The sequence below is a fragment of the Hydrogenophaga palleronii genome (assembly GCF_031457455.1).
In the GTDB taxonomy this organism is placed as follows: domain Bacteria; phylum Pseudomonadota; class Gammaproteobacteria; order Burkholderiales; family Burkholderiaceae_C; genus Hydrogenophaga; species Hydrogenophaga palleronii_A.
The window spans coordinates 1-12,124 of sequence record NZ_JAVDWU010000001.1 but is presented as its reverse complement, the minus strand read 5'-3'; the positions used below and the strand labels follow the sequence as shown (position 1 = coordinate 12,124).

The 12,124-nt window shown below is 66.6% G+C and carries 12 protein-coding genes; 9 read left to right on the top strand and 3 right to left on the bottom strand.

The genetic code is table 11. The features are described 5' to 3' along the window. Positions 1-103: 103 nt before the first annotated feature. Together gshA and J2W49_RS00055 are read right to left on the bottom strand one after the other, a co-directional pair. Positions 104-1,678 carry a glutamate--cysteine ligase gene (gshA, locus tag J2W49_RS00060; RefSeq protein WP_310310261.1) on the bottom strand — a complete coding sequence of 525 codons (1,575 nt, stop codon included), beginning with the start codon at positions 1,676-1,678 and terminating at the stop codon, positions 104-106. A 131-nt stretch (positions 1,679-1,809) separates the two neighbouring features. After that, positions 1,810-2,820 (bottom strand): tRNA dihydrouridine synthase, encoded by a 1,011-nt coding sequence (locus J2W49_RS00055; RefSeq protein ID WP_310310259.1) that lies wholly within the window; start codon positions 2,818-2,820, stop codon positions 1,810-1,812. A gap of 138 nt (positions 2,821-2,958) precedes the next feature. Between J2W49_RS00055 and J2W49_RS00050 the strand changes: the two genes are divergently transcribed. The 5 genes from J2W49_RS00050 to J2W49_RS00030 all read left to right on the top strand — a co-directional run bounded on the left by J2W49_RS00050 (position 2,959) and on the right by J2W49_RS00030 (position 6,388). Then, positions 2,959-3,507, top strand: a complete 549-nt coding sequence (locus J2W49_RS00050; RefSeq protein ID WP_310310256.1) for a FecR family protein — start codon at positions 2,959-2,961, stop codon at positions 3,505-3,507. A gap of 122 nt (positions 3,508-3,629) precedes the next feature. Further along, positions 3,630-4,244, top strand: coding sequence for an OmpA family protein (locus tag J2W49_RS00045; RefSeq protein ID WP_310310254.1), 615 nt, complete (start codon positions 3,630-3,632; stop codon positions 4,242-4,244). Further along, positions 4,244-4,969: an RluA family pseudouridine synthase gene (locus J2W49_RS00040; protein WP_310310252.1), complete on the top strand. Its 726-nt coding sequence runs from the start codon at positions 4,244-4,246 to the stop codon at positions 4,967-4,969. Before J2W49_RS00045 ends, J2W49_RS00040 begins: the two co-directional genes overlap by 1 nt. Position 4,970: 1 nt before the next feature. Next, positions 4,971-5,744 carry an SDR family NAD(P)-dependent oxidoreductase gene (locus J2W49_RS00035; protein WP_310310250.1) on the top strand — a complete coding sequence of 258 codons (774 nt, stop codon included), beginning with the start codon at positions 4,971-4,973 and terminating at the stop codon, positions 5,742-5,744. Positions 5,745-5,779: 35 nt separating this feature from the next. Further along, entirely contained in the window at positions 5,780-6,388 is a 609-nt protein-coding gene (locus tag J2W49_RS00030; RefSeq protein ID WP_310310248.1) for a histidine phosphatase family protein, read from the top strand. A 12-nt stretch (positions 6,389-6,400) separates the two neighbouring features. Here the strand turns inward: J2W49_RS00030 and J2W49_RS00025 are convergent, their stop codons facing one another. After that, positions 6,401-6,607, bottom strand: a complete 207-nt coding sequence (locus J2W49_RS00025; RefSeq protein ID WP_310310246.1) for a hypothetical protein — start codon at positions 6,605-6,607, stop codon at positions 6,401-6,403. Positions 6,608-6,775: 168 nt separating this feature from the next. Here J2W49_RS00025 and bktB point away from each other — a divergent pair, with 168 nt between their 5' ends. From bktB to J2W49_RS00005, 4 genes are all read left to right on the top strand, one after another. Further along, the gene (gene bktB / locus J2W49_RS00020; protein ID WP_310310244.1) at positions 6,776-7,960 is read left to right on the top strand and encodes a beta-ketothiolase BktB; all 1,185 of its coding nucleotides are present in this window, start codon (positions 6,776-6,778) and stop codon (positions 7,958-7,960) included. A gap of 150 nt (positions 7,961-8,110) precedes the next feature. Beyond that, a complete protein-coding gene (locus J2W49_RS00015; protein WP_310310243.1) occupies positions 8,111-9,499 on the top strand; it encodes an AAA family ATPase in 1,389 nt (462 codons plus the stop codon). After that, positions 9,484-10,950: a VWA domain-containing protein gene (locus J2W49_RS00010; protein ID WP_310310241.1), complete on the top strand. Its 1,467-nt coding sequence runs from the start codon at positions 9,484-9,486 to the stop codon at positions 10,948-10,950. The genes J2W49_RS00015 and J2W49_RS00010 overlap by 16 nt, the downstream gene beginning before the upstream one ends. Before the next feature lie 72 nt (positions 10,951-11,022). After that, positions 11,023-12,124 (top strand): methionine synthase (locus tag J2W49_RS00005; protein ID WP_310310239.1); only part of this gene is annotated, 1,102 nt, incomplete at its 3' end.

Below are 12,124 nucleotides of genomic sequence, written 5' to 3'. Positions count from 1 at the left end.
ACCGAACGCGATGCCTCAATCCAGAGACACCGAGGAACCGGCTCTGCCGGGCCTCTGGTGTCGCCCCCCTACAGGGGGGTGGCGCCGAAGGCGACGCGGGGGGTCATGCGTGAACTGCAGCCACCACCGGCTCGGCGGCAGGTCGACCCAGGCGATCAGGCGAGGTGTACTCCTGCCGGTAGATCTCAAACGGCATGGTGTCGGCCGCTTCGATCTCCCGCTGCACGTCCAGTGACTTGGCGGCCATGGCCTCGAAACGTGCCTGCTGGCGCGAGCTCCAGGGCAATGCCAGCAACGTGGCGTGGGTTTTGAGCGACTGCTCGCGCGCAAACGCAACAAACGAATCGTCATGGTCCCGACGCATGGCCGCAAGCACCCGGGCAGATGGCAACGTCTCGGGCGCCCGCAGTGCCGCCATTGCATGGTGCACGGCATCGGCATGTTCGGTGCCGCCCTGGGCCGCATCGAGCGCCTGTGCAATGGGCTTGAGCCTTTCGATCAGTTCCAGCCCCCATTGCATCAGGGGCACGCTCTCGCCCTGGCGCAGCAGGCACAGGCCGGGCTCGCGGCCGCGCGCAGCGGTCAGGTGCTGGTTGTGCGCCATCTCGTGGATTTCGGCCGGGTTGTCAGGTGGGCTGTCGCTGAGCAGGCAGTGCATCAGGAACACATCGAGGAAGCGCATGGTGGACGCGCCGATACCGATGGTCTCGAAGGGGTCGAGGTCCATCAGCCGCACCTCGATGTATTCCACACCGCGTTCGCGCAAAGCATGCAACGGGCGCTCACCGGGGAAGATCACGCGCTTGGGACGGATGGTGCCGTAGAACTCGTTTTCGATCTGCAGCAGTGTGGTGGCCAACTGGTTGTAGTCGCCACCCGGGTTTCGGATGCCCAGCGCCTCGTAGGCGGGCCAGGGACGGGTCAGCGCGTCGTGCAGCGAGGCGGCGTAGCCCTCCAGGCTGTTGTAGCTCACCGCCAGCGAGGCCTGCGCTTCGCTCTGGTAGCCCAGGCGCCCCATGCGCAGCGACGTGCCGTGCGGCATGTACAGCGTGCGCTCGCCCAGTCGCTGCAGTTCGTGCTCGCGCCCTTCCACAAACGACGAACACACCGCTGGCGAGGCGCCAAAAAGCGTGAGCAGCAGAAACGCGTGGCGGCGGAAATTGCGGATCAGTGCGAAATAGTCTTCACTGGCGAGCCCCGGCAACGACCAGTTGTAGTGAATGCCCGAGATCGTCTGCATGCGGCGGCCGTAGCGGTGACCCAGGCCCATGCGGTAGACGCTCTTGGCACGGCCCACATTGGACGACCCGTAGCGCCCGAGCGGAATGGTTTCGTCGGTGGGCAGGCCGCACGGCATGCTGGAAGCCCAGAGCATTTCGTCGCTGCCCGGGCTGTGCGGCTGGTGCAGGCTGCGCACGGTGAACTGGTGGATCTCGGTCAACTCCGCCAGGCAGGCATCCACGCTTTCGTGCACGCCGGTGATGAGTTCAAGCTGCGACTCGCTGTAGTCGGTCGTGATGTGCGGGTGGGTCAACGCGCTGCCCAGCGCCGCAGGGTGCGGCGTGAGTGCCAGGCGACCATCGGGCTGTGCGCGCAGGCTTTCTTTTTCAATGCCGCGGCGCATGCCACGCAGGCGATGGCCCGGGATGGCTTCCAGCCGTTGTTGGTTTGAGGTCATACAGCGTGAGTTTTCAGGTCCGGGGGGCGGAAGTTACCACGTGTAGCGGGATCTTGCTGGCGCCAGCCTGACCAACCGCACCGCCATGGTGCACTGCCGTTAGGGCGGTGGCAAGCCCCCGGCCGATGTGCTCAGGCCGGCAGCGGTTCTGCCCGGGGCTCGATGTTGGCGGCCTGAGCCGTCGTTCCGATCAACGGCGCCGGGCCGACGCGATCAAACCAGTGCTGGATGGCATCGGCGTCATTGGTGAGGCGCAGCTCATCAAATGCCTGCTGTGCCTGGGGATAGTGCCGCCGCAGGTAGTTCAGCCATTGTTTGAGACGACCGGCCCGATGACGGCGATCCACCCGCAGGCCCACCTGTTGCCAGAACGCCAGCAGCAAGTCGGGCATCACGTTCCATGGCACAAGGCCTTGTCCCTTGATGGCCAACGCCAGGCCCGGGTTGGTGACCATGCCCCGGCCCATCATGAGGGCATCGCAGCCGGTGACCGCCTGGCAACGCAAGGCGTCGGCCACGGTCCAGATGTCGCCATTGGCGACCATGGGAATCTGCAGGTGCGCCGGCAAGGCTTCACGCACCTGCGCAATGCGCTCCCAGTAGGCCGGTGGCCGGTAGCCATGGGCCTTGGTGCGCGCATGCACCACAAGCTCATCCGCCCCCGCTTCGGCGATGGCGATGGCGCACTCTTCGGCGCGGCGGTCGTCGTTGTAGCCCAGCCGCATCTTGGCCGACACCGGGAGGTGCGCCGGCACGGCGCGCCGCACGGCCGCCACGATGCGGCCCACCAGCTCGGGCTCGTCCAGCAGCACGGCACCGCCCCGGCTCTGGTTCACCGTCTTGGCCGGGCAACCGAAGTTGAGATCGATGCCATGTGGCCTCAAGCCCGCCAGACGCGCGGCGTTGTCGGCCAGGCACGCCGGGTCGGAACCGAGCAACTGTGGTCGCACCGGCACCCCTGCGCGCGTGCGGCTGCCATTGAGCAATTCGGGCACCACCCGCAGGAAGGCGCGCTCGGGCAGCACGGTGTTGGTCACCCGGATGAATTCGCTCACGCAGCGATCGATGCCCCCGGTGCGCGTGAGCACATCACGCAGGGTGGCGTCGAGCAGGCCCTCCATGGGCGCGAGCAGAAGAATCATGGGGATGGGGAGGAAGAAGGGAAGGTCTCGCGAAGACCTGCCGCAAGGTGATGGAGCGGCATTTTAGGCCGCTTGCCCCTGATGGAGCGGTCCAGTACCATGCATCGGCGATTCGTTTGTGAGCTTCAGGAGTGGTGGATGCGCTTGTTTTTTTCGTCGGTGCTGGGTGCTGTGCTGTTCGGCACGGCTTGCTTGTCAATGGCCCAGGCGGTCGCGCCCGAGGCGCCTGCTGCTGCAACGCAGACGCCCTTGCCAGCAGCCACGGCAACGGTGTCGCCACCCATCGAGATACCGGCCAACGACACCAGCCGCATCGGCACCGTCAAACACGCGGAGGGCGCCATTCTGATGGGACGCACACCCGCCCAGCAGGCACCCCGCCCGGGTGACGGCGTGCGCGAGAACGAGCGGCTGAGCACCGGCCCGGACGGTGCGGCCAGCATTCTGCTCAAGGACGGCACCCTGCTCACCATGGGCCCCAACACCACCATGGACCTGAGCCGGTTCAGTTTTGATTCGACCACCCAGAAGGGGCACTTCGTGCTCGACCTGCTCAAAGGATCGGTGCGCGTGGTCACAGGTTTGCTGGCCCGTGTGAACCCCGATCTCTTCAAGGTGCAGACCCCCACGTCGGTGGTGGGCGTGCGGGGTACCGACTTCATCGTCGAAGCCATGGAGCCCTTGTAGCGCGTCTTCCCGCGTTGCTTGACCGCCCCTCACCTGCCCGCCGGGGCTGAAACGCGTGATCTTGGCGCGACACACGCGTGACCTCCTTCACACTGCCCCCCCGTTCATCAACATTCCATTTCATGCCCTTGCAACGCCCTCTCGCCCGATCAATCACCGCTGCTGTCGCGCTTTCTATCGCCCTGTGGCTGACTGCTTGCGCCCCGGTATCGCGCGTGATCCTGCTGCCACAGGCCGGGGGCGAGCCCAGTGCGGTGGTGGTGCGCACGCCGCAAGCAGAATCCGTGATCGATTCGCCCTATGGCGTGGCCAACGTGGCGCGCAGCGGCCGCGTGGGCACCGACACCACCACCGCAGACGAAGTGCGCTCCCGATACCCCCGGCTGCTGGCGATCGAACCCTTGGCGCCAGAACGTTTCATGCTGGAGTTCGAGCCTGGCACTTCCGACCTGACCCAGGAGGCGCAGTCCCGGCTGGAAGCTGTGATTGAGCGGGCCGGTGCCCGTCCGGGTGGCGAAATCGTCGTGACCGGGCACACCGACCGCCAGGGCACCGTGGAAGCCAACGACCAGTTGTCGTTGCAGCGGGCACTGGCCCTGCGCGCCCTGTTCATCGAGCGGGGCTTCCCGCCAGAGCGGATCGAAGCCGTGGGCCGCGGCGAGCGCGAACCCCTCGTGCCCACCGAAGACGAGGTACCTGAGCCCCGCAACCGCCGCGCCGAGATTCTGGTGCGCTGATGGCAGGCGCCGACCTGCCCGACGCTCCCGCGCAGGCGGAGCAATTGACGCCGGACCTTCCGGCGCCAGCCGCCCTGACGGTGATCCATGCCGATGACACACTGCTGGTGCTCGACAAACCCGCCGGCTTGCTGGCCGTGCCGGGACGCGGCCCCGACAAGCAGGACTGCCTGAGCGCACGCGCACAGGCCCGATGGCCAGACGCCCTGATCGTGCACCGGCTGGACATGGCAACCTCCGGCGTCGTGGTCATGGCCAGAGGGCTGGCAGCCCAGCGCACACTGAGCAACGCCTTCGAAAAGCGGCGCGTGCACAAACGCTACATGGCGGTGGTGGCAGGCGAACCCACCGAAGCGTCCACGGAGGATGGTTGGCAAACAATCGATCTGCCGCTGGCCGTGGACTGGCTCAATCGCCCGCGCAGCATCGTGAGCACCCTGCTGGGCAAACCCAGCGTGACCCGCTGGCGGCGAAGCGCCACACAATCCCCCCCACTGCGCACGGGCTTGGCAACACGGTTAGAACTTGAACCTGTCACCGGTCGCACGCACCAGCTTCGTGTCCATCTGCAAGCGATCGGCCACCCCATCGTGGGCGATCCCCTGTACGCCACGCCTGCGCAGCAAGCCATGGCGCCCCGCCTGTTGTTGCATGCCACCGAACTGAAGCTGGATCACCCCGTCACCGGCCTTCCCATGACCTTCACCAGTGCCTGCCCCTTCTGAAATGAACCCGCATCACCTCACCATCCTCACCGGCGCGTCCCGCGGCATGGGCCTGGCCATGGCGCGCCAGCTGCTTTCGCCCCATCGCCACCTGCTGTGCATTTCACGCCAGTCCAACAGCGAACTGGAGGTGCTGGCCGTGCAACAGGACGCCGCACTCACCCTGTGGTCGCAGGATCTGGCGGACACGCAAGCTTCGGCAGAGCGGCTGCAAGCCTGGCTGAAGGCGCTGGACGCCACCCGACTGGCCAGCGCCACGCTGATCAACAACGCCGGTGTGATCCCGCGCATCGGCCCGCTCGACGCATGCCCGCCTGAGGAACTGGCCAACGCCTTGCGCGTGGGCCTGGAGGCCCCCATGCAGCTCACGGCTGCGTTTTTGCGTGCCACCGGTGCCTGGGTGGCTGCGGGGTGGCGGGGGCCGCGCAAGGTGCTGAACATCTCGTCCGGTCTGGGCCGCCACGCCATGGCCGCCCAGGCGCCCTACTGCGCGGCCAAGGCCGGCATGGATCACTTCACGCGCTGCAGCGCGCTCGACGAGGCCCAGCGCCCCCACGGCGCGAAGCTGGTCTCACTCGCCCCCGGCGTGATCGACACCGACATGCAGGTGCAACTGCGCGCAGGCGACCCGGCAGCCTTCCCGGACCGGCAACGTTTTCTGAACCTGAAGGAGCAGGGCCAGCTCACATCGCCTGATGAGGCCGCGCAGCGTGTGCTGGCCTGGCTGGAACGCTCGGACTTCGGCGAACAGCCGGTGGCCGACGTGCGCGACTGAGGCCAGGGGCCCCAATCGACGAACCGGGCAAACCCATGACACACCCGCCCCTGCCACGCCGTTCGTTCCTTCGCGCTTCGCTGGCGCTGGCACTGGCGGGTACCGGGAGTTTCCTGGTCAAGGTGCGTGCCCAGCCTGCTGCCGAAGGCGACTTCTGGCGCATGCTGCGCGAAGGTGGCCATGTGTTGCTGATGCGCCATGCGCAGACAGAGCCCGGCGTGGGTGATCCGGCCCACTTCCGCATTGGTGACTGCAGTACCCAGCGCAACCTCAGCGAGGCCGGGCGCGAGCAGTCGCGGCGCGTGGCCACCGCCTTTGCCCGCGAGGGCATCCGCATGGACGACGTGCGTTCCAGCGCCTGGTGCCGCTGTGTCGATACGGCCGAGCTGGCGTTCGGCAAGCACACGGTGTGGAACCCCATCAACTCGTTTTTTGGTCGCAGCGGCGCGGGCGACACCCAGACGCGGGAGGTAATGGACGCGCTGAAGGACTTCAAGGGCCCGGGCAACATCGCGCTGGTGACCCATCAGGTCAACATCACGGCGCTCACCGGCGGATTCACGTCAATGGGCGAGATGTTGCTGACCCGCCCCGAGCCTATGAGCCCTCAACGCCTTCGCGTGCTCGCCAGGCACAGCGTTTAGCCATCCCGTCGATCAGACGTTGCGAAACAGCTTCACCAGTTCCGTGTAGATGTCGGAAAGCGTGTCAGGCGGCCTGGCCGTTTCGGTCCCTGGCTGGGTGGCAGCCACACCCGCTCCGCCCTGGGTAGGCGAGAAATGGGCCTCAGGCGTGACGACCGGCAGCGGCTTGTCCCAGACCCGGGTGTTGAGCTGCACGCGCTGTGGCAAGTCGGCCTTCATGCACGCACCTCCGCACCATCCATCGCGCGACCCGCCGCCCACCGGGGGCGTTTGATCCCCATCAAGCGCAACGCCGGCTTCACGGGGGTACGATGTGCTGTTGGCCTCATGGCGAGCATGAAAGCCGCTGTGGGGTCGCGTTGTTCCCCTTCAGACCAGGAGTCATTCATGAGCCGAGAAGTCGTCGTCGTCAGCGCCACCCGAACTGCCATTGGCACCTTCGGTGGCAGCCTCAAGGATGTGCCACCCACCGAACTGGGCGCACAGGTGGTGCGCGAAGCGCTGACTCGCGCGCAGGTGGATGGCAAGGACGTGGGCCATGTGGTGTTTGGCCACGTGGTCAACACCGAGCCCAAGGACATGTACCTCTCGCGCGTGGCCTCCGTCAATGGCGGATGTGCCGAGGGCACGCCGGCCTTCAACGTCAACAGATTGTGTGGGTCGGGTTTGCAGGCCATCATCTCCGCTTCACAAAGCATTCTTCTCGGGGACACAGACATTGCTATCGGCGCCGGCGCCGAGAACATGAGCCGTGCGCCCTTCGCATCGTTGAACATGCGCTGGGGCGCCCGCATGGGCGACACCAAGATGGTGGACATGATGGTCGGCGCCCTGCACGACCCCTTCCACACCATCCACATGGGTGTGACGGCCGAGAACATCGCGGCCAAATGGGGCATCACCCGCGAAGATCAGGACAAGCTGGCGGTGGAGAGCCACAACCGCGCACAGCGTGCCACCGCCGAGGGCCGCTTCAAGGATCAGATCGTGCCGGTGATGCTCAAAAGCCGCAAGGGTGAAGTGGCGTATGCCACCGACGAACACTTCCGCCCCGACTGCACGCTGGAAGATCTGGCCAAGCTCAAGCCGGTGTTCCTCAAGGAAAACGGCACCGTGACCGCCGGCAATGCATCCGGCATCAACGACGCCGCCGCCGCCGTGGTGTTGATGGAAGCTGGCACGGCCAAGGCGCGCGGCCTGACACCCTTGGCGCGCCTGGTTGCGTATGCCCATGCGGGTGTGGACCCGAAGTACATGGGCATCGGCCCGGTCCCTGCTTCAAAGATCGCACTGCAGAGAGCGGGCCTCACGGTGAACGACCTGGACGTGATCGAAGCCAACGAGGCCTTCGCCGCCCAGGCCTGCGCCGTCACGCGCGACCTCGATCTGGACCCGGCCAAGGTCAACCCCAACGGCTCGGGCATTTCCCTGGGTCACCCGATTGGTGCCACGGGTGCGCTGATCACGGTGAAGGCCTTGTACGAGTTGCAGCGGGTGCAGGGACGCTATGCGCTGGTGACGATGTGCATTGGTGGTGGTCAGGGGATCGCAGCAATATTCGAAAGGACGTAAACGTCCACCCCCCGCGCCGCCTTCGGCGTCACCCCCCAAGGGGGGCGATGCCTGTGGCCTGGCAAAGCCAGTTCCACGGCATCTCTGGAATAGGACACCTTCTCCGACTGCGCTGATGTGCTTCGACAAACCGTAAAAGATCCGACTCATATGGCGAGTGAACCTGTCAGTGCATCTGAATGGGCGCCCATGCTGGCAGAGCTGGAGCGGGGTTTGCTACAGCGCGATGTGGCGGCGCGGGCCTTGTTGCTGGCGGCGCTGGCGGGTGAGCATGTGCTGCTGCTGGGGCCGCCCGGTACGGCCAAGAGTGAACTGGCGCGGCGGTTGCAGCGGCTGTTGCCGGGGGCGCATTATTTTGAACGCCTGCTCACGCGCTTCACGGTGCCGGAGGAGCTGTTCGGTCCGCTGTCGCTTCGTGCCCTGGAAGACGACCGCTACGAGCGTCTCACAGAGGGTTATCTGCCGGCTGCCGAGGTGGCGTTTCTCGACGAGGTGTTCAAAGCCAATTCGGCCATCCTCAACACGCTGCTGGGCATCCTGCACGAACGCCAGTTCGACAACGGCAGCCAGCGGTTGCCGGTGCCGCTGGTGACCCTGGTGGGGGCCAGCAACGAGCAGCCGCAAGACGACAGCCTGCTGGCCTTTTACGACCGGTTCCTGCTGCGCGTGCCGGTACAGCCGGTGGACGACGCGCATTTCGCCGCGCTGCTCACCACCCCGGTGAACGAAGACAGGGCCTTGCCAGCGCATTCCCACCTGGATTTCACACGCGTGCAGGCCTTGCGCGAACAGGCCCACACAGCGGTGCTGGGGGGCGACGTGCTGGCGTTGCTTCAAGCCGCCCGCCAGCATGCCTGCGGCAGCGCACAAACCGTGTCGGACCGCCGCTGGCGTCAGTTGGTGGAACTGCTCAAGCTGCAGGCCGCCAGTCGCGGTGCCGACCAGGTGAGTCCATGGGATCTTTGGCTGCTGCCCTTCGTGCTCGCGGCCGGGCCAGACGATGTGCCTGGCTGGACCGCATTCTTTCTGCACCGGGTGGCCCACACCGCGCCGGTGTTGCTGGACGGGCTGGAACGGGCGGTGGTGGCTTTTGAGCAGCAGCTCGACATCGAACGCCGCGCACCCGCCGACACGCAGGACGACAGCGCCGGCAAGCTGGCGTTGGCGCGCGCCATCTCGGCACCCCACAGCGGAGAAAGCGAGATGGTGCGCATCACCAGCGAACGCGCGCAACGCCACTACAGCTCGGTGCACGTGGCCGCCCGTGTGAACCAGTGCGACACGGTGCTGGGACAAATGGGCGAAGTACACAAAGATTTGCGCATGACCGCCGAAGAGGTGAGCCGCGGGGCTCGTGCACACGACTGGCTGCCACCTTCCTGGCTGGCACAGATTGAGGGGGTGCATGAGCAGCGTTGCGAGGCCACTGCGCAATGGCTGTCGCGGCTGCAACGGGTGCGCCAGGACTTCTCTGCATTGCCGATGAACGAAGAAGCCCATGCCTCACCGCCCGAACCCGTGACGTGGACCCACCCGTGAACATCGGCGCGGCCGCGCCCTACCACCACCTGGACCAGCTGCCCCGGGAACTGTGGCGCTGGGCCGTGGTGTGCAGTGCGGGCCAGCCCGATGCCCGCCTGCCGCAGCTGGCGCGCTGGCAAAGCGCGCTGTTCGAAGGTGCCCTGCCCGATCCGCACGACGACTGGGACGATCCGCAGGCCATCCGGGCGCTGCGCCCGGTGCTGCAGGAACTCGAGCTGAACCAGCTCACCCGAGGCAGCGACGCCTTGACGCGCCAGGTGATGCAAAGCCTGCTCTGGCACCTCGACGCCCTGATCGACCGAGCAACCGACGTATCCCGCGAGGCCGCCATTGAACAGATGGCCAGCGAATTCCGCGACAGCTGGACGCTGCAGCGACAGGGTTGGGACGAGGTGCTCGCGCTGCTGCAGTCGCTCGGTGATCTGGCGCATTTGCGCTGGGACGATCTGAAGGGCCAGCTCAACCGGCGCGAGTGGCAGGAAGCGCGCCGCATTGGCGAACTGCTGCAACGCCTGCCCACCCTCGCCCGCTTCATCGACGGTGTGGGGCGCAGCCGAACCGACCCGCATCGGCCGCCTGCGCAACAGGCCCGGCAACATCCACTGCCCGAGGCACCGGCCGCGCGCCATCCGGCCGACGAACAGGAACGGCGCCCCGAGCCCACCGCGGTGGATGGCGTTCGCCGCTCCCGCACGCTCGCCCGCATGGCAGGCAGCGAATACCTGAACCTCACGCACCCTGTGCTGCGACGCCTGTGGCGCGCACGGTTCGCCGAAGCGCAATTGCTCACCTACGACGACCGCGCACGCAGTCCTTCCAACCGCCCCCAGCCACGACCCGACCAGGCGCCCCAGCGCAGCGTCCCCAGGCAGGCTGGCCACGGCCCGCTCATCGTCTGCCTGGACACCTCTGGCTCCATGCGCGGCGCGCCTGAGAACGTGGCCAAGGCCTGTGTGCTGCAGGCCCTGCGCAGCGCCCATGCCGGCCGCCGCCCCTGCCGCCTGCTGGCCTTCGGTGGCCAGAACGAACTGCTGGAGCGTGAGCTGGCACTGGACGCCGACGGCCTGACCCACCTGCTGGATGTGATGGGCCAGAGCTTTGATGGCGGCACCGATGTACAGACACCCATGGAACGCGCCATCGAGTTGGTACAGACCACCGGCTGGGAAGAAGCCGACCTGCTCATCGTGAGCGACGGCGAATTCGGCGTCACCCACGCCACGCTGGCCCAGTTGCGAGACGCCAAACGGCGCCTGGCGCTGCGGGTGCACGGCATCCTCATCGGCGATCGCGAGACCGTGGGGCTGGCCGAGGTTTGCGACCAGCTGCACTGGGTGCGCGAATGGCGGCGCTATGGCAGTGGCAGCACGGTGGTGGGTGATGATTTTTCACCGGTGCACAGCCGCAGCCTGACCGCCCTGTATTTCCCCAACGCCATCCGGCGTTGAGCTGGCGATGTATCCTGCCCCGGGATCGGTCCAGTCCCAACCGTTCATTCCCCAAATCAAACAGGAGACAGCATGTTCGAAACCGCGATCGCAGGCAGCCTGCCCAAACCGGCCTGGCTCGCCGAAACCGAAAAACTCTGGCCTCAGTGGAAGGCCCAAGGCCCTGAACTGCAACAGGCCAAGGCCGACGCCACCCTGCTGTGGATCAAGGCGCAGGAAGATGCCGGGCTGGACGTGATCGGCGATGGCGAGCAGGCGCGACAGCACTTTGTGCACGGTTTTGTCGAGCATGTGGAAGGCATCGACTTCGAGCACAAGGTCACCATGGGCATCCGCAACAACCGCTACGACGCCCAGGTACCGCAGGTGGTGGCGCCGCTGCGCCTGAAAGGCCGCGTGCATGCGTTTGAAGCGCAGCTCGCACGCAAGCACACGAAGAAGAAGCTCAAGTTCACCCTGCCCGGCCCCATGACCATCGTGGACACCGTGGCCGACCGGTACTACGGCGACAAGGTGAAAATGGCGATGGCCTTCGCCGAGCTGCTGAACCAGGAAGCGCTGGCGCTTCAGGCCGACGGGGTGGACATCATCCAGTTCGACGAACCGGCCTTCAACGTCTACATGCAGGACGCCGCCGACTGGGGCGTGGCCGCGCTTGAAGTGGCCGCCCGAGGCCTGACCTGCACCACAGCCGTGCACATCTGCTACGGCTACGGCATCAAGGCCAACGTGGACTGGAAGCAGACGCTGGGCGAGCAGTGGCGACAGTACGAGCAGGTGTTTCCCGCGCTGGCCAAGAGCAGCATCGACCAAGTGAGCCTGGAATGCTTCCACTCGCACGTGCCGCCGGAGCTGATGAAACTGCTCGAAGGCAAAGAGGTGATGGTGGGCGTGATCGATGTGGCCAGCGACACCATCGAAACACCGGAAGAAATTGCAGACACCATCGGCATGGCGCTGAAGTACGTGCCCAGGGACAAGCTGATCGCCTGCACCAACTGCGGCCTGGCGCCCATGAGCCGCGAAGTGGCGATGGCCAAGCTGGAGGCGCTGGCCCAGGGTGCGGCGCGGGGGGGGGGGGGCGGGGGGCGCGGCGGCCCCCCGGCCCGGGGCGGGCCGGCGCGCCCGCGCCCCGCCGGCCCCCCCGCCACCCCGCGACCGGGTGGTACGAAGG